The sequence below is a fragment of the Cellulomonas sp. genome (genome assembly GCF_017744555.1).
GTDB lineage: Bacteria > Actinomycetota > Actinomycetes > Actinomycetales > Cellulomonadaceae > Cellulomonas.
In genome coordinates, this window is sequence record NZ_JAGIBD010000012.1 from 59,451 (window position 1) to 75,568 (window position 16,118).

The 16,118-nt window shown below is 72.9% G+C and carries 16 protein-coding genes; 3 read left to right on the forward strand and 13 right to left on the reverse strand.

Annotation, left to right across the window (positions count from 1 at the left end; translation table 11 throughout):
- Positions 1 to 14: 14 nt before the first annotated feature.
- The 9 genes from galE to J7523_RS09950 all read right to left on the reverse strand — a co-directional run bounded on the left by galE (position 15) and on the right by J7523_RS09950 (position 10,713).
- Positions 15 to 974 carry a UDP-glucose 4-epimerase GalE gene (gene galE, locus J7523_RS09910; RefSeq protein ID WP_291885629.1) on the reverse strand — a complete coding sequence of 320 codons (960 nt, stop codon included), beginning with the start codon at positions 972 to 974 and terminating at the stop codon, positions 15 to 17.
- Positions 971 to 1,774: a 5'/3'-nucleotidase SurE gene (locus J7523_RS09915; RefSeq protein ID WP_291885631.1), complete on the reverse strand. Its 804-nt coding sequence runs from the start codon at positions 1,772 to 1,774 to the stop codon at positions 971 to 973. Before J7523_RS09915 ends, galE begins: the two co-directional genes overlap by 4 nt.
- Positions 1,775 to 1,820: 46 nt before the next feature.
- A complete protein-coding gene (locus tag J7523_RS09920; RefSeq protein ID WP_291885633.1) occupies positions 1,821 to 2,873 on the reverse strand; it encodes a PfkB family carbohydrate kinase in 1,053 nt (350 codons plus the stop codon).
- Between the two features lie 101 nt (positions 2,874 to 2,974).
- On the reverse strand, positions 2,975 to 4,690 hold the full coding sequence (locus tag J7523_RS09925; RefSeq protein ID WP_291885636.1) for an ABC transporter ATP-binding protein: 1,716 nt from the start codon (positions 4,688 to 4,690) through the stop codon (positions 2,975 to 2,977).
- Positions 4,687 to 5,775, reverse strand: coding sequence for an ABC transporter permease (locus J7523_RS09930; protein WP_291885638.1), 1,089 nt, complete (start codon positions 5,773 to 5,775; stop codon positions 4,687 to 4,689). The genes J7523_RS09925 and J7523_RS09930 overlap by 4 nt, the downstream gene beginning before the upstream one ends.
- Positions 5,775 to 6,881: an ABC transporter permease gene (locus J7523_RS09935; protein WP_291885640.1), complete on the reverse strand. Its 1,107-nt coding sequence runs from the start codon at positions 6,879 to 6,881 to the stop codon at positions 5,775 to 5,777. Before J7523_RS09935 ends, J7523_RS09930 begins: the two co-directional genes overlap by 1 nt.
- Before the next feature lie 123 nt (positions 6,882 to 7,004).
- Positions 7,005 to 8,660, reverse strand: coding sequence for an ABC transporter substrate-binding protein (locus J7523_RS09940; protein WP_291885641.1), 1,656 nt, complete (start codon positions 8,658 to 8,660; stop codon positions 7,005 to 7,007).
- Between the two features lie 170 nt (positions 8,661 to 8,830).
- Positions 8,831 to 10,045, reverse strand: a complete 1,215-nt coding sequence (locus J7523_RS09945) for a cation:proton antiporter (RefSeq protein ID WP_291885643.1) — start codon at positions 10,043 to 10,045, stop codon at positions 8,831 to 8,833.
- A 146-nt stretch (positions 10,046 to 10,191) separates the two neighbouring features.
- Positions 10,192 to 10,713, reverse strand: a complete 522-nt coding sequence (locus J7523_RS09950) for a hypothetical protein (RefSeq protein ID WP_291885645.1) — start codon at positions 10,711 to 10,713, stop codon at positions 10,192 to 10,194.
- Positions 10,714 to 10,898: 185 nt separating this feature from the next.
- On the opposite strand from J7523_RS09950, the gene J7523_RS09955 reads away from it, so the two are divergent.
- Entirely contained in the window at positions 10,899 to 11,297 is a 399-nt protein-coding gene (locus J7523_RS09955) for a nucleotide pyrophosphohydrolase (RefSeq protein WP_291885648.1), read from the forward strand.
- A gap of 54 nt (positions 11,298 to 11,351) precedes the next feature.
- On the opposite strand, the gene J7523_RS09960 is transcribed toward J7523_RS09955, so the two are convergent.
- A complete protein-coding gene (locus tag J7523_RS09960; RefSeq protein WP_291885651.1) occupies positions 11,352 to 11,921 on the reverse strand; it encodes a GNAT family N-acetyltransferase in 570 nt (189 codons plus the stop codon).
- A 90-nt stretch (positions 11,922 to 12,011) separates the two neighbouring features.
- Here J7523_RS09960 and J7523_RS09965 point away from each other — a divergent pair, with 90 nt between their 5' ends.
- Together J7523_RS09965 and J7523_RS09970 are read left to right on the forward strand one after the other, a co-directional pair.
- Positions 12,012 to 12,263 carry a hypothetical protein gene (locus J7523_RS09965; RefSeq protein ID WP_291885653.1) on the forward strand — a complete coding sequence of 84 codons (252 nt, stop codon included), beginning with the start codon at positions 12,012 to 12,014 and terminating at the stop codon, positions 12,261 to 12,263.
- Positions 12,264 to 12,307: 44 nt separating this feature from the next.
- Positions 12,308 to 13,450, forward strand: a complete 1,143-nt coding sequence (locus tag J7523_RS09970) for a hypothetical protein (RefSeq protein WP_291885656.1) — start codon at positions 12,308 to 12,310, stop codon at positions 13,448 to 13,450.
- Positions 13,451 to 13,490: 40 nt separating this feature from the next.
- On the opposite strand, the gene J7523_RS09975 is transcribed toward J7523_RS09970, so the two are convergent.
- The 3 genes from J7523_RS09975 to J7523_RS09985 all read right to left on the reverse strand — a co-directional run bounded on the left by J7523_RS09975 (position 13,491) and on the right by J7523_RS09985 (position 16,113).
- Positions 13,491 to 14,267, reverse strand: coding sequence for an MBL fold metallo-hydrolase (locus J7523_RS09975; protein ID WP_291885659.1), 777 nt, complete (start codon positions 14,265 to 14,267; stop codon positions 13,491 to 13,493).
- A complete protein-coding gene (locus J7523_RS09980; protein WP_291885662.1) occupies positions 14,252 to 15,079 on the reverse strand; it encodes an alpha/beta fold hydrolase in 828 nt (275 codons plus the stop codon). The genes J7523_RS09975 and J7523_RS09980 overlap by 16 nt, the downstream gene beginning before the upstream one ends.
- 101 nt (positions 15,080 to 15,180) lie before the next feature.
- A complete protein-coding gene (locus tag J7523_RS09985) occupies positions 15,181 to 16,113 on the reverse strand; it encodes a helix-turn-helix domain-containing protein (RefSeq protein ID WP_291885665.1) in 933 nt (310 codons plus the stop codon).
- Positions 16,114 to 16,118 lie beyond the last annotated feature (5 nt).

The following is a 16,118-nucleotide window of genomic DNA, read 5'->3' on the forward strand; positions in this document are numbered from 1 at the left end:
GCCGCGCCGGGACGTCAGTGGGCCCCGCGGGCCTGCCAGGCCGTGGTGACCATCTCGTCGAGCGAGTACGTCATGCGCCACCCCAGGTCGCGTGCGGCGAGCTCGCCGGACGCGACGATGCGTGCCGGGTCGCCGGGACGCCGCGGGGCGATCTCGGGCTCGAACGCGATCCCGGTGGCTCCGGCCATGGCCGTCATGATCTGCCGGACCGAGACGCCGTCGCCCGAGCCGAGGTTGTACACGGGCTCGAGCCGTCCGCCGTCGGCGAGCACGCGCGCCGCGGCCACGTGGGCGTCCGCGAGGTCGGCGACGTGGATGTAGTCGCGGACGCACGTGCCGTCGGGCGTCGGGTAGTCGGTGCCGTTGATGCGCGGCGTGCGGCCCTCCGCGAGCGCGTCGAGCACCAGCGGGAAGAGGTTGTGCGGGCTCGTGTCGTACAGCTCGGGGGTGCCTGAGCCGACGACGTTGAAGTACCGCAGCGACGTGTGACGCAGACCGGCCGCACGGCCCTGGTCCCGCAGCAGCCACTCGCCGATGAGCTTGGACTCGCCGTAGGGCGACTCGGGGCGCGTGGCGGTGGTCTCGGTGACCAGGTCCACGTCCGGCGTGCCGTAGACGGCCGCGGACGACGAGAAGACGATCGCGTCGACGCCCTGCGAGGCCATGGCCTCGAGCAGGTGCGCGGTGCCGGTGACGTTCTGGTCGTACGTGTGCAGCGGCCGGTCGACCGAGACGCCCGCGTACTTGAATCCCGCGAGGTGCACGACCCCGACGACGCCGTGCGTCGCGAGGGTGTCCGCGACGAGGTCGGTGTCGAGGATCGAGCCCTCGACGAGGGGGACGTCCGCCGGGACGAACTCCTTGTGGCCGCTCGACAGGTCGTCGAGGACGACCGTCGGCAGACCGACCTGCCCGAACGCCCGCACCACGTGCGACCCGATGTACCCCGCCCCGCCAGTGACCAGCCACGTCATGGTGCCGAGCCTACCGACGCCTCCGCGGTGCTCTGGTCGGCGCCCGGGGACGGCAGCTCGGGGAGGGTGGCGTCCGCGTCGAAGCACGGTGCGCGCAGCTGCGTGAGGGTCGCCCAGCCGCGGGCGAGCAGGCCCGCGTCAGTGTCGGGCTCGCGCGTGATCTCGACGTCGGCGTAGGTGAGCTGCAGGTCGCCGTGCTCGAGCTCGTGGACGCGGGCCTGCACGGCGCCGAACGACGCGAGCGGGGCCTTGCGCAGGCCGCGGACCTCGTCGGCCGGCCGGTCGGGGACGTTGAGGTTGAGCACCCGGTGGCGTTCGCCGTGGGCGACGAGCCAGTCGAGCACCGGACGGGCGAACCAGCCGGCGGTCTCCCAGTGGCGCGGGTCCTGCTCGGCGATCGAGACGGCCAGGCCGGGGATGTCGTGCGTCGCCGCCGACAGGGCTGCGCCGACCGTGCCGGAGTGCAGCACCGCGTGGCCCGTGTTCGCCCCGCGGTTGACGCCCGACAGGACGACGTCGGGCTTCGGGCCGAACCCGCCGTAGGCCGCGACGAACGCGATGAGCCCCGGTGCGGCGCGCACCGCGAACGACGGGACGCCGTCGGGCAGCCCGGGCGAGGGGCGCGCCTCGACCATGAGGCGGCCGTCCTTCTCGGCCCCGAGCAGCGAGGCGCTCGCGCCGGACGACTCGCGCTGCGGGGCGGCGACGACCACGTCGTGACCTGCGTCGAGCGCGACCCGGGCGAGCACGGTCAGGCCGGGGGAGTCGATGCCGTCGTCGTTCGTCACGAGCACACGCATGGACCCATCCGACCGTCCGTGCCGCGCGGCCGCCACCCGAGGGGCCTCAGCCGGACGCGTCCTCCAGCGACCGCACGACGACCCGGCGGGCGAAGCGCTCGATCTGCTCCCGCCGGCCCGTCCCGAGGCCCCGACGGGTCACGTTGAGGGCACCCGCGGCCGCGCCGAGCCGGACCGACTCCTCGAGCGGGAGTCCGCGTCCGAGGCCGACCGCGATGCCCGCCGTCATCGAGTCCCCGGCGCCCCGGTGGTCGACGACCGTGATCGGCGGGGGATGCACCGTGCGGACGTCGTCGGAGGTCACGATGAGGCCCGCGTCGCCGGCACGCGACACGACGACCGAGCCCAGGCAGCCGCCCGGCCCGTCGGCGGACGCGCCCGCGAGGTCCGCGCGGCTGCGGTCGAGGAGCGCCCGCGCCCCGCGCACCAGGTCGGCGGTGGTGTCGCCCGCGACGAAGCCGCCCTCGACGAGCTCCTCGTGGCTGATCTTGAGCACGGTGCCGCCGGCCTGCGCGAACGCGGCGGCCGCCCTGCCCGACAGGTCGCCGACCACCGTGCGGCCCGCGGCGCGCAGGTCGCGCGCGAGGCGGCCGAGCACGGCCGCGGGCAGGACCGACGGCGGGTCGGCTCCTGTCAGCACCGTGACATCGGCGTCCATCGCCTCGACGAGGACCGTGCCGTACAGGTCGTCGAGCTCGTGGCGGTCGAGGGAGTGCGGCGGCGTCTGGGCGATCTCCCGGCGGTCACCCTCACGCCGGTCGTGGACGTAGGCGCCGTTGCCGCCCGAGTACTGGGTAGGCCGCACCCGGAGCCGCTCGACCTCGGCGAGGTGCGCCAGGACCGTGCCGATCTCGCCGCCGAACGGCCCGCACACCACGACCTCGGCGCCGAGCGAGACCGCCATCCGGCCGACCCACAGGCCCTGGCCGCCCGCGTGCACGTGCACCTCGGGGTGCGAGTCCTCGCTGCTCGGCGCCTCGATCGTGACGGTCAGCCAGGGCGTCGCGGCGAGGACGCACACGCGCGGGGAGCGGCCCTCGTCGGGCGTGCCCGGTGTCGTGGCCGGGGCGGTGTCGGGCGTCGTCGGCGCGGCCGGCATGCGTCGAGTGTGAGGCCCGGCGAGGCCCGCCGCGCGGCGGACGGACGAGCGACGGCCGCGGGCGCCCGATCAGGGAGGCGCCCGCGGCCGTCAGTCCGGGGTCAGCTGCTGCGCAGCTGGTTCCACGCCTCCCGGCGGGCGGCCTGCTCCACCGGGTCGGGGACGGGCAGCGACGCGAGCAGCCGCTGCGTGTACGGGTGCTGCGGTGCGCCGAGCACCTGGTCGCCCGTGCCCTCCTCGACGAGCACGCCGCGATGCAGCACCGCGATGCGGTCGGCGAGCAGGTCGACGACCGCGAGGTCGTGGCTGATGAACAGGCACGCGAAGCCGAGCTCGGCCTGCAGCCGCGCGAACAGGTCGAGCACGCGCGCCTGCACCGACACGTCCAGGGCCGACGTCGGCTCGTCGGCGATGAGCAGCTCCGGGTCGAGCGCGAGCGCCCGGGCGAGCGACGCGCGCTGGCGCTGACCGCCGGACAGCTCGTGCGGGAACCGGTCGCCGTACGCGGCGGGCAGCTGGACGGCCTCCATGAGCTCGTCGACGCGGGCTCGGGCGTCGTGCGGGTCGGCCGCGACGCCGTGGACGACGAGCGGCTCGGCGACGCACTGCGCGATCGTGAGCAGCGGGTTGAAGCTCGTCGCCGGGTCCTGGAACACGAACCCGATGCGCTTGCGCACCGGCCGGAACGTCCGCTCCTTGACGCCGCGCATCTCGACGCCGAGCACCTGCAGCGATCCGTCGGTGATCGGCGTGAGACCGGCGATGGCCCGGCCGATCGTCGTCTTGCCGCTGCCCGACTCCCCGACCAGGCCGAGGACCTCGCCGGGCCGGATCACGAGGTCGACGCCGTCGACCGCCGTGAACCCGGGCTGCCGGAGGCGACCGGGGTACACGATCCGCAGGTCCTTCGCCTCGACCACCGGGGTGGCCGTCGGGTCGACCGCGGGCGTCGCGAACGCGGCGCTCGTGCCGTCCACGTCGAGCGGCTCGTGCGTGCGCAGCCGGGTGCCGCCGACGCGCGGGACCGCGTCGAGCAGCGCGCGCGTGTACGGGTGCTCCGGGGACTCGAAGAGCGTGCGGACGTCCGCCTGCTCGACGATCTCGCCGTCGTACATGACGGCCACCCGGTCGGCCAGGTCGGCCACGACGCCCATGTTGTGGGTGATGATCACGACCGACGAGCCGAACTCCTGCGGCAGGCGCCGCAGCAGCTCGAGGATCTCGGCCTGGACCGTGACGTCGAGGGCCGTGGTCGGCTCGTCCGCGATGATCAGGCCGGGGTTGAGCGAGACCGCCTGCGCGATGACGATGCGCTGCTTCTGCCCTCCCGAGAACTGGTGCGGGTAGTAGTCGACGCGGTGCTCGGCGTCGGGGATCCCGACCCGGCGCAGCACGTCGACCGCCTTCGCCTTGGCCTCGGCGCGCGACATCCGCGTGTGCGACCGCAGGCCCTCGATGATCTGCCAGCCCACCGGGAACACCGGGTTGAGCACGCTCGACGGCTCCTGGAACACCATCGCGGCGTCCCGCCCGCGCACGTCGCGCAGGGCCGAGCCCTTGAGCTTCGTGACGTCGAGCTGCTCCGAGCCGTCCCGGTGCGAGAGCAGCACGGCGCCCTCGGTCGTCGCGGTCGACGGGAGCAGGCCGAGGATCGTGCGGGCCGTGACCGTCTTGCCGGAGCCCGACTCGCCGACGATCGCGAGGACCTCGCCCGGCGCGACGGTGAGGCTGACGCCCGAGACGGCGGCGACGGAGCCCCGGTCGGTCGCGAACGTGATCTTCAGGTCGCGGATGTCCACGACGGGGGTGGTGCTCATCGGTCTGCTCCGTCCTCGGCCGTGGGGCCGGCGAGGGGGGTGTCGGACGGGCCCTCGAAGGCGCCGAGTCCCTCGAAGCCCTCGGGGCCGGCGGCGAGCACGCCACCCGGGACGACGGACGCGGTGCCGACCTCGCCCGCGAGCTGCGCGGCGGCCCGGCGGGTGCGCAGGCGCGGGTCGGCGAGGTCGTTGAGCGACTCGCCGACGAGCGTCACGCCGAGCACGGTCAGCACGATCGCGGTGCCCGGGAAGATCGACGTCCACCAGATGCCGCTCGTGACGTCGGACAGGGCCTTGAACAGGTCGTAGCCCCACTCGGCGGCGGACGTCGGCTCGATGCCGAAGCCCAGGAAGCCGAGGCCGGCGAGCGTGAGCACGGCCTCCGAGCAGTTGAGCGTCATGATCAGCGGCAGCGTGCGGGTCGAGTTGCGCAGCACGTGGCGGGTCATGATCCGGGTGTGGCTCGCGCCGATGACGCGCGCCGACTCGACGAACGCCTCGGCCTTGATCCGGACGACCTCCGCGCGGACCACCCGGAAGTACTGCGGGATGAACACGACGGTGATCGAGATGGCCGCCGCGAGGATGCCGCCCCACATCGACGACTGGCCGCCGCTGATGACGATGGCGACGACGATCGCGAGCAGCAGGGACGGGAATGCGTAGATCGCGTCGGCGACCACGACGAGCGTGCGGTCGAGCCAGCCGCCGAAGTACGCCGACACGAGGCCGAGCAGGATGCCGACGATGCTCGACAGCACCACGGCGACGAGCATGACGAGCAGCGCGGTGCGAGCGCCCCAGATGACGCGGGACAGCACGTCGTACCCGCCGACGGTGGTGCCCCACAGGTGCGCGGCGGACGGGGGCTGCTGCGAGCCGAACGGGACGCCGTCGGCGCGCAGCTGCGCGTAGCCGTAGGGCGCGAGCAGCGGGGCGAAGATCGCCGTGAGGACGAACAGCGCGGTGAGCACGAGACCGGCGATGAGCATGCCGCGCTGCAGGCCGACGCTCGTGCGGAGCTGGTGGACGACGGGCAGGCGCTTGTAGAGCGGCTCCCGCACGGGGGCTGTGGTGGTGGTCATCAGTACCGGATCCTCGGGTCGACGAGCGCCGCGATCACGTCGACGACGAAGTTGGTCAGGGCCACGACCACGGCCAGCAGGGCGACGAGGCCCTGCACGGCGACGAAGTCGCGGGCCAGCAGGTACTGCACCAGCTGGAAGCCCAGGCCCTTCCACTCGAACGTGGTCTCGGTCAGCACCGCGCCGCCCAGCAGGAGCGCGATCTGCAGACCGATGACGGTGATGATCGGCACGAGGGCGGGCCGCCACGCGTGCTTCTTCAGCAGGCGCCGCTCCGAGACGCCGCGCGAGCGCGCCGCCTCGACGTAGCCGGACGACAGCGTGCCGATGACGTTGGTGCGCACGAGCCGCAGGAACACGCCGGCGGTGAGCAGGCCGAGCGTGACGGCAGGCAGGATCGCGTGCCGCAGCACGTCGAGGACGACCTCGCTGTCGCCCGTGCTGAGCGCGTCGATCAGGTAGATGCCGGTCTTGGAGCTGTGCAGCTGCATCTGGATCTCGGTGCCGGTCGACGCCCGCCCGGACACGGGGAGCGCGTTGAGCCACACGGAGAACGTGAGCTTGAGCAGCATGCCCGCGAAGAACACCGGCGTCGCGTAGGCGAGGATCGCGCCGACCCGCAGGCCCGCGTCGGGCACCTTGTCCCGGCGGGCGGCGGCGATGCGGCCCAGCGGGACGCCCACGGCGAACGCGACGATCAGCGCGTAGAACGTGAGCTCGAGCGTCGCGGCGCCGTACGTGAGGATCACGTCGGTCACGAGGCGGTGGTCCGAGATCGTGGTCCCGAAGTCGCCGCGGACGATGCCGCCGAGGTAGTCGAGGTACTGCGTGAGCAGCGGCCGGTCGTAGCCGGCCTCGTGGATCCGCTCCTGGAGCTGCTGGGGCGTCAGCCGGCCGCCGAGCGCGGCGGTGATCGGGTCGCCCGTGGTCCGCATCAGGATGAAGACGGTCGTCACGAGGATGAAGATCGTGGGGAAGATCAGCAGGAAGCGGACCAGCAGGTAGCGGCCGAGCCCCCCGCCGGTGCGTCGTCGGGGCTTGCCCGGGGCGTCGGGTGTCTCGACGGGTACGGCGTCCGTCGGCGCGCCCGTGGTGATGGAGGTCATGGGAATCCTGCCTGTGCTGCGAAGGTGCGAGGTGGGCACCATGCCGGTCAGGCCGGCCGGCCCGCCCCGCGTGGTGTGCAGGACGGGCCGACCGGCCCGGTGGTACTAGCTCGTGCTCAGCCCTCAGCCCTTGGAGAGAGCGCCGTAGCGGAACTTGAAGGACGCGTCGAGCGTGTCCTCCGCGCCGTTGACGTCCTTGCCGACGACGGCGACCTGCGCACCCTGCAGGTACGGGACCGTCGACAGGTCCTTCGCGACGGCGTCCTGGATCTGGCCGATGAGCGCGGTGCGCGCGGCCGGGTCCGGCGTCGTGGCCTGCTGCAGGATCATGTCGTTGACGGTCGGGTTGTCGTAGTGGTTGGCGAGGAAGTTCTCCTTGAGGAAGAACGGCGTCAGGTAGTTGTCGGCGTCGGAGTAGTCCGGGAACCAGCCGAGCTGGTAGGCCGGGTAGACGTCGGAGACGCGGTCCTTGGAGTACTGCACCCACTCGGTGGTCTGCAGGTCGACCGTGAACAGGCCGTCCTTCTCGAGCTGGTCCTTGATGAGGCCGTACTCGTCACCCGACGACGGGCCGTAGTGGTCGTTCGAGTACTGCAGGCTCAGCTTGACCGGGACGGAGACGCCGGCGGCCTCGAGGGTCGACTTCGCCTTGTCGGCGTCGGGCCCGCCGTTGCCGTCGCCGTACAGACCCTTGAGCGCCTCGTTGGCGCCGGTCAGACCCTCCGCGACGAACGAGTACAGCGGCGTGTAGGTGCCCTTGTAGACCTGGTCCGACAGCTCCTGGCGGTCGATCAGGTCGGCGACGGCCTGCCGCACCGCGAGGGCCTTGGCCGGGTCGGCCTCCGCCGTCTTGGCGCCGTACGGCTGCGTGTCGAAGTTGAAGACGATGTAGCGGATCTCGCCGCCGGGGCCGTCGACGACCTTGACCTTGTCGTCGCCGCGCAGGTCCTCGATGTCGGTGGCCGCGAGGCTGCGGTAGGCGACGTCGATGTTGCCCTGCTGCACCTCGAGCTTGAGGTTGGAGGAGTCGGCGTAGTACTTGACGTTGACCTCGTCGGTCTTCGCCTTGCCGAGCAGGCCCTGGTAGTCCGGGTTCGCCTTGTACGAGATCAGGTTGTTGAAGTCGTACGCGGTGATGACGTACTGGCCGGCGAAGGCGTTGGCCTTGACGATGTCCTGGTCCGGGGTGAGCTCGTCGGGGGAGAAGACCTCCTCGTCGACGATCGCGCCGGGGAAGCTCGACAGGATCTGCGGGAAGACCTGGTCGTTGCCGGCCTTGAGGTGGAACACGACGGTCGTGTCGTCCACGGCGTCCGTCGAGTCGAGGTTGTAGAGAAGCGACGAGGGGCCGTCGGGCGCGGCGATCTTGAGCTGGCGGTCGAACGTGAACTTCACGTCGGACGCCGTCAGCTCGTGGCCGTTGGCGAACTTCAGGCCGGGCTTGAGCTTGACGGTGTACTCCGTCGGGCTCGTGAACTCGGCGGACTCGGCGGCGTCGGGCTCGACGTCCGACGTGCCGTACGGGGAGTTCATGAGGAACGCGAAGACCTGCGTCTGGACGCCGAGCGAGCCGTTGTCGTACGAGCCAGCCGGGTCGAGCGTGACGACCTTGTCCGTGGTGCCGATGGTCAGCGCACCACCGCTGCCGCCGTTGTCGGCGCTGTCGGTGCTGCCGCCGTCGTTGCCGTTGCCGCTGCAGGCGGCGAGGACGAGGGCCGTGGCGGCGATGCCCGCGGTCGCCGCGAGCGCGCGGCGCCGGTTCTTCGCAACGGAAGACATCCGCTACCTCTTTCGTCTGGAGCCGGGACCTGTGACCCAGGCCACTCCGGCTGGTGCGTGATGGAGGGATGTCTAACACACACAAGTCACGCAGGAAACGCTTGTCTTACCGACAAGTAACATCCAGATACCGAGATGGTCACGGGACGGCCACGGCCCCGCGGTGACGCTCATCCCGCGACGAGCGGGGCGCCCTCCTCGTCCAGCGCGACCGCGTCGGACCCGCGGACGCCGAGGGCCCGCGCGACGAGCGGACCCGTCAGCCCGTACAGGACCGCGGTGGTCAGGACGATCCCGAAGACCACCGGGACGAGCTGCGGGAACGGCGTGCCGGCCTGGTCGAAGCGGATGGTGAACACCGAGGCGGTCGACGCGGCGACGACGCCGCGCGGCGCCATCCACGCCACCATCGCCCGTTCCCGACCCGTCAGGACGCTGCGGGCCGTCGAGAGCCACGCGGCGACCGGCCGCACGACGAGGGCCAGCAGCGCGACGACGACGAGCGTCACGGGCAGGTAGTGCAGCAGGGCGTCGAGGTCCACCAGCGCGGCCAGGACGATGAACAACGACCCCACGATCAGCAGACCCACGTGGCTGCCGAACTCGTGCAGCGCCCCGACCGGCACGAACCGCTGGTTCGCGAGCGCGACACCCATCGCGGTCGTCGCGAAGAGCCCGGCCTCGTCGCGCACCGCCTCCGCGCCGGCGAAGGCCGCGAGCGCGACCGCGACCGCGAGCGCGACCTGGACGGGCGCCGGCACCCACCCCGAGCGGACGACGACGACGTACAGCGCCGCCCCGAGCAGCCCCGAGACGATCCCGGCGAGGCTGGTGAGGCCGAGCCGCGGCGGGTCCCCGTGCAGTGCGACGTGCACCGCGCCGAGCGCCACGGTCGCGCCGATCGGGTCGATGAAGATGCCCTCGAACGCGAGCACCGACTCGAGCGGCTGCTTCGGCCGGATGATCGCGAGCAGCGGCCCCACCACGGTCGGCCCGGAGACGATGACGATCGCGCCGATCACCGCCGCGCGGGCCGGCGTCAGGTCGAGGATCGCCCAGGCGGCGACAGACGCGCCGACGCCCGTGAGGACCGCGCCGAGCGTGACGAGCCCGATCACCGGTCGCCGCGCGCCCCCGCCCAGGCGGCCGAGGTCCAGCTTGAGCGACTCCTCGAAGAGCAGGAGCGACACCGCCATCGTGACCAGCGGGAAGAGGATGTCGCCGAAGATGGCCTCGGGATGGAGCCAGCCGAGCACGGGTCCCACCAGCAGGCCCAGCAGGAGCAGCACGATGATGGACGGCACCCGCGTGACCCGCCCGAGCACCTGCCCGCCGACGCCGAGCAGCACGATCAGGGCGACACCGCCCGTGAACCCGAGCTCCATCCGGACATCATGGCCGCAGGACCCGGGGCGAGGCATGCGCGCGTCCTGACGTCGGGCGGTGCTGCTCCACGCACCGCGGCCCTGTCCGAGGTCGTCGGGCAGGGCCGCGGCCGTCCGTCACGCCTCGACGGCGGACGTCGTGCTGCTCAGTACGTGTGGCAGTAGATCTGGTTGGCCGTCGGGTTGAAGGCCATGAGCAGACCGCTCGAGAACTCGGTCCGCTTGTTCGACGGGGTGCTCACCCACGTCTCGACGACCTCGTAGTAGATCTGCGTGCCGACCGGGTAGGCCGCCAGGTAGGTGTTGCCCTTCGGGATCACCGAGTTGCAGCCGACGGTCACGGTCACGGACGTCGCGCTGCTGATGCTGAGGTTCGCGGCGATGCCCGACCGCGTCATGCCGCCGCCCACCTGGATGGTGCGCGTGGCCGTCTTGCCCGAGGCGATGGAGGCGGTCTGGCCGGGCTGCTGGTAGACGCGCGCGATCTGGTGGTTGAAGTCCACCTGGTTGTAGTAGCGCGCCTTCACGCGCACGACGGTGTGGTCCCAGTACCCGGTGCCGCTGGGTGCCGTGGCCGCGTTGGCGACGGTGGACGACGCGACCAGGCCGGTGCACGCGAGCAGGAGGGCGCTGAGCAGCAAGGTGGCGCGTCGGCGTAGGTGGTACATGGGGCCTCGTTTCGTGAGCCTTCGTCAGTGCATGACCGCGACCTGACGGCGACGGGCGTCGCGGTCAGCATTCTGGTGTGCAAATGCCATCGAATGTGCAGGATTCGGGCACGAGTTTGTCCAGGCAACCCGTAGCGACGACGGGACGGTGACCCGTCGTGCGCTCGCGTGCCAGGCTGGGCGGCGTGAACGAGCCGACCACCCCGGGTCTCGCCGAGTCCGCGCCCGCGGCCCGCGAGCGGGAGATCGCCGAGCTGACGCGGCTCGTGCGGGAGTTCAGCACCGAGCGGGACTGGCAGCAGTTCCACGACCCGAAGTCGGTGATCCTCGCGCTCGTCGGCGAGGTCGGCGAGCTCGCGGAGCTGTTCCAGTGGGTCCCCGCCGCGACCGCCGTCGAGGCGTTCGCCGCGCCCGAGCGGCGGGCCCGGGCGGCGGAGGAGATGGCCGACGTGCTCGTCTACCTCGTGTGCCTGGCCGACGTGCTGGGTGTCGACCTCGGGGCCGCCGCGCGGGCGAAGCTCGCCGACTCGCACCGGCGGTTCGCGGCCGACGAGGTACGGGGGCGCGCGCCCGAGAAGCGCTGACGCGAGGCGCGCTGACGGGCGAGCATCCACGGCGGGCGAGGTGCGCCGGTGCCGTCAGGTCCCGAGCTCGCGGCGTATGAGCACGCGTGGCCGGCCGCCGCTGTGGCCCGTCGTCTCGGCGGCCCGGGTGAACCCCGCGGCCTCGAACAGGCGCCGCGTCCCCACGTACCCGGAGATCAGGTCGACCCGGTCACCCTCGCCGACGTCCACCGGGTAGCCCTCGACGACCTGGGCGCCGGACGCGGCCGCGTGCGCCACGGCCCCTGCGAGCAGGTCGTGCATGAGCCCGCGCCCCCGGAAGCGCGGCCGCACGACGAAGCAGACGACGCTCCACGCGTCGCGGTCGTCGACGAACGGGATGGTCCGCGAGCGCATGAGCCGCCGGTACGAGCTGCGTGGTGCGACCGACGACCACCCCGCGACCTCGTCGTCCACGTACGCCAGCACGCCCGGTCCCGGCTCCTGCGCGCACTCGTCGCGCATGTACTGCGCGCGCTCCTCATTCGGCACGCGGCTGTCGCGGTACGCCATGCACCAGCACCCGCTGCCGCCCGGCTTCTTCACGCCGACGACCTCGACGAAGTCGTCGTACCGCCCGACGGCGGGGAGCACCTGCACGGTCATGCGCGCCATCATGACGCCCGGCACCGACATGGACACGAGGGGACGAAGGGCCCGCGCGCCCCTACGGGTGCCGCCCGTACCGTCGACGTCATGCCCCGATTCGTGCCGATCCTGCGCGCCCACCGAGTGTGGGTCGCGACCGCGGCGGTCGCCGTGTCCGCCGTGGCCGCAGTCGTCCGCGACGCGATCCACGTGACCGGTCGGGTGACCGGCGGCGACTGGGCGTGCGTCGCGGTGGCGGTCGCCGCGGGGTGCGTCGCCCTGTGGGCGCTGCTGTCCCTCGGCATGGAGCACCGGCACCACCCGGGGCACCGGTCCGCGTCGCCGACCGGGGACGCCTGACGTCCGACGGCGACGGCGGGGGAGTCCGCTGGAAGACTGCCCGCGTGGACGGCCTCCTCCTCGCGATCACCTCGTTCGCCGACATGACCCCCGACCGGGCCTCGGCGGTCGGCCGGGCCTTCGACGCGCACCCGCTGCTGCGACCTGTGAAGGTCGGCGGCGACCCCGCACGGATCCGCGTCGACGACTCGATGGAGCGGACGCTCCACGAGCACGGCCTGCCCGTCGAGTGGCTGACCGTCCGGCGCGACGGCAGGTGGCCGGACTTCGAGGGCGGGCGGATCACGCTGCTGCCCGGTCGCGGGAGCTGGTCCGGGTCGCAGGAGGACGGCCGGTGGGAGTACTCGCTCGACGGGCACGAGGTGTCGCAGCACTGGTTGTCCGGGACGTTGGCCGCACCAGGTGCGCTGGCGGAGGCTGCCGGGCTGCTCGAGGACCTCGTTGTCGCGATGGATGCGGCCTACGGCTACGTGACCCCCTTCGCGCGCCTGCCGAGGGGCCCGATCGTGAACCAGCTCCCGGGCGTGTTCTGGCTCAACTACTTCGGACCGGCGTTCCTCGCCGGCCGACCCGGGCTGCGCGACGTGCGGGGTGCGCGTGAGCTCGCCACCGGCGGCGTCCTCGTGCGGACCGCTGACGGTCCGTCGCCGGTCGCCGACGGTTCGTCGGACCCGCGTGCCGAGCTGCGCGAGCTGTTCGGTCCGGACGCGTTCGAGTTCCGCCGACCCCAGCCGGCGCTGCCGACCGCGGAGGACCACGTCGCCGTCTCGCCCGGGACGCAGGAGATGCCGTGGGAGCCGTGGCTGCGCGACAAGCGGGTCGAGGACCTCGCGAAGCGGCACGCCGCCGCGCGCAGGCGCCTGGCGACCGCCCTCGAGCGGCGGCCGGTGGCTGTCGTCGTCCCGGACGATGCCCTCGAGTGGTCCACGTCGTTCGACCTGCCGGACTGGGACAGGTTCGCCGCCCACCTGGCACGGGCGCTCCGGGGCGACCTGTCCGGTGCGATCGGGAAGGCGCTCGTGACGGTCGTCGCGACAGCGCCGCTCGACGAGCAGGACCACGTCGTCCTCGAGACGCGGATGGGCGCGGTCAGGCTGTGCTGGTTCGTCGGCGACCCCGACACTGTCGACGTGCATGTCCACGGGTCGGCCCAGGTCGCGGAGCTGTGCCAGTCCTGGTTCGCATGACCGTCGCTCCCGGCAAGGGCTGCTGCGCACGCCGACGCCGTCAGCCCGTCGGGGCCCCCACGTCGGTCGGGCGACCCGGCACGAGCCACGTGAGGTCGGGCAGCGTCCGGCGGGCGTGCGTCTCGGGCTCGCGGAAGTGCGACCACCCCTCGTAGTGCACCGGGACGGCGACGCGCGGATCGGCCCGGCGGACGAGCTCGCGCGCGTCCGTGCTGCTCATCGAGTACCGCAGCGGCCCTGTCGACGGGAACCGCACGGCGCCGAGGTGCAGGAGCAGGACGTCGATGTCGAGCCGGTCGGCGAGCCGCCGGACCGGACCGTGCAGCACGGTGTCACCTGTCATCCACAGGGCGGCGCGGTCGGACTCGCCCAGCGTCAGGACGAAGCCGACCACCTGCCCGACGAGCGGGCCGCTGAGCGGTGGTCCGTGCCTGCACGGCGTCGCCCGGACGGTCAGCGGCGGCCGGTCGTCGCCGGCGAGGAGCAGCTCGCCCCCGGCCCGCAGCCCGACCACGTGGGGCGCCGCCAGCCGTCGGGCGCCGGCCACGGTCGTCACGACGGTGCCGACCGTCGGCAGGAGCGCCCGGCCCAGGTCGTCGAGGTTGTCGGCGTGGTGGTCGTGGCTGAGCAGGACGACGTCGACCCGACCGAGCTCGTCGGGCGCGAGCGCCGGTCCCGCCGTCTTGGTCGACGACGTGCCCAGGCCGAACCCGTACCGGCGGCCCGGCGGGTCGAACGTCGGGTCCGTGAGGATCCGCCACCCGTCGAGCTCGACGAGCACGGTGGGACCGCCGAGGTGCGTCAGGCGGCAGCCCACGGCCGGTCCGTCCGGGCGTGCTCGAGCGCCCACCCCAGCGCGAGGTCGGCGACGGCTTCCCAGCCGGGCGCACCGCAGGTCCAGTGGTCGCGACCCTCGAGCTCGCGGTACTCGGTGACGGCGGGCGAGTGCTGGTAGTGCTTGGCGTTCGAGCGGTTCACCGACGGCGGCATGATGTGGTCCTTCTCGCCGGCGACGAACAGCAGCGGTGCCCGGTCGGCGGCGTAGTCGACCCACGTCTCCTGGTGGCCGGGCTTCAGGTTGGCGAACAGCCCGTACTCCCACACCCAGTACCCGGGCGCCGCGATGGCGTACCGCTCCCAGACCTGGCGCGACTCGTCCTCGCTGAGCGTGTTGGTGAACGCGTAGTGGAACTCCTCGGGCGTGAACGCCACCGCCTGGTGCCGGGTGGCCGGGTTCTTCAGCGCGGGGAACAGCGACCGCACCTGGGACAGGGGGCTGACGTGCACGCCCTCGGTCGGCGCCGAGTCGACGACCACGCCCGCTGCGCCGAGGCCGCGCGCGAGCAGCAACTGCGTCAGGGTCCCGCCGAACGAGTGGCCGATGATCACGGGCGGCACGTCGAGCGCTTCGATCACCGACGCCAGGTGGTCGACGGTGTCCGGCACGGTGAGGCCGGAGATGACGTCGGCGTTCTCCCGCAGGGCCTCGACCTCGATCTCGAAGCCGGGGTAGGCGGGTGCGAGCACGCGGTAGCCCTGAGCCTCGTAGTGCGCCACCCAGCCCTCCCAGCTGCGTGGCGTCATCCAGAGCCCGTGGACCAGGACGATCGTGTCGGGGCGGTCGGTCATGGTGTCTCCTCACGGTCGGGGCGTGCCGCCCAGGCTCGCAGGAGTGGCGGCGCGGGAGTTGCTCGTGCGTGCCGCGTGCTTGTCCGTGCGTGCCGACGTGGTCAGCGGTGGGCGCGCTGCCAGTCGAGCGGTGTGACGCCGTAGCGCTCGCGGAACCGACGGCTGAAGTGCGACGGGGTCGGGAAGGCCCAGCGGTGAGCCACGGCCGCGATGCTCCGGCGTGGGCCCGTCGCGAGCTCGTGGCGGGCCGCCTCGAGACGCTGGTCGATCACCCACTGCTCGAGCTGGAGGCCCTCGTCCGCCATGAGCCGGTAGAGCACCCGCACCGAGATGTGGTGGGCGGCCGCGATGGTCCGCGGGCCCAGGTCGGGGTCGCCCAGGTGCTCGCGGACGAACACGTCGATCCGCGGGAGCAGCGACTCGTGCAGGGCGTCGCGGACCTGGGCGCCCTCGCCCGCCGCGGAGCTGAGGACGGCTCGGGTCAGGGCGATCGTCGCGTCCCCGAGCTGCGGGGCGGCGACGTCGTGCGCGAGGTCGGACGCCCGGGTCGTCAGGGCCCGGAGGTGGCTCGCGTAGACCCGTTGCAGCGGGCTCGTGGCGAGCGCCGGCCGGGCACGTCGGACGACCGGTCCGGGGAGGTCGAGCGAGTCGATCGGCACCTTGAGGCACCAGCCGTCGCGGCTCGAGTGGTTCCACACCTTGTGGGGCTGGTTCAGCTCGACCATGTCGACGACGCCGGCCCGCTGCTCGACGACGTGCCCGAACTGCTCGCGCGACGCCCGCGCCTGCGACCCGAGCATCATCGCGAGCGTCGCAGGTGCGTCGTCGCGCTCGCGCGTGACCTCGATGAACAGGCCGGACCGCCGCAGGTGGACGAGCTGGACCCGGCCGAGGTCGTAGGCGCTCGTCGACATGAACGCGCGGTCGGGGTCGTGGACCACGACGGTGGAGGCGAGCGCGATCTCGCGCAGGTGGGTGACGATCGCGTCCGCCCGGTCCCGCGCCGGGAGCGTGCTGGTGTCGAGCGCCTGCATGCGGC

Bases quoted from the DNA above. Each gene is read 5' to 3' on its own strand.
- galE (WP_291885629.1), bottom strand. From the start codon at position 974: ATGACGTGGCTGGTCACTGGCGGGGCGGGGTACATCGGGTCGCACGTG.
- J7523_RS09915 (WP_291885631.1), bottom strand. From the start codon at position 1,774: ATGCGTGTGCTCGTGACGAACGACGACGGCATCGACTCCCCCGGCCTG.
- J7523_RS09920 (WP_291885633.1), bottom strand. From the start codon at position 2,873: ATGCCGGCCGCGCCGACGACGCCCGACACCGCCCCGGCCACGACACCG.
- J7523_RS09925 (WP_291885636.1), bottom strand. From the start codon at position 4,690: ATGAGCACCACCCCCGTCGTGGACATCCGCGACCTGAAGATCACGTTC.
- J7523_RS09930 (WP_291885638.1), bottom strand. From the start codon at position 5,775: ATGACCACCACCACAGCCCCCGTGCGGGAGCCGCTCTACAAGCGCCTG.
- J7523_RS09935 (WP_291885640.1), bottom strand. From the start codon at position 6,881: ATGACCTCCATCACCACGGGCGCGCCGACGGACGCCGTACCCGTCGAG.
- J7523_RS09940 (WP_291885641.1), bottom strand. From the start codon at position 8,660: ATGTCTTCCGTTGCGAAGAACCGGCGCCGCGCGCTCGCGGCGACCGCG.
- J7523_RS09945 (WP_291885643.1), bottom strand. From the start codon at position 10,045: ATGGAGCTCGGGTTCACGGGCGGTGTCGCCCTGATCGTGCTGCTCGGC.
- J7523_RS09950 (WP_291885645.1), bottom strand. From the start codon at position 10,713: ATGTACCACCTACGCCGACGCGCCACCTTGCTGCTCAGCGCCCTCCTG.
- J7523_RS09960 (WP_291885651.1), bottom strand. From the start codon at position 11,921: ATGACCGTGCAGGTGCTCCCCGCCGTCGGGCGGTACGACGACTTCGTC.
- J7523_RS09965 (WP_291885653.1), top strand. From the start codon at position 12,012: ATGCCCCGATTCGTGCCGATCCTGCGCGCCCACCGAGTGTGGGTCGCG.
- J7523_RS09980 (WP_291885662.1), bottom strand. From the start codon at position 15,079: ATGACCGACCGCCCCGACACGATCGTCCTGGTCCACGGGCTCTGGATG.
- J7523_RS09985 (WP_291885665.1), bottom strand. From the start codon at position 16,113: ATGCAGGCGCTCGACACCAGCACGCTCCCGGCGCGGGACCGGGCGGAC.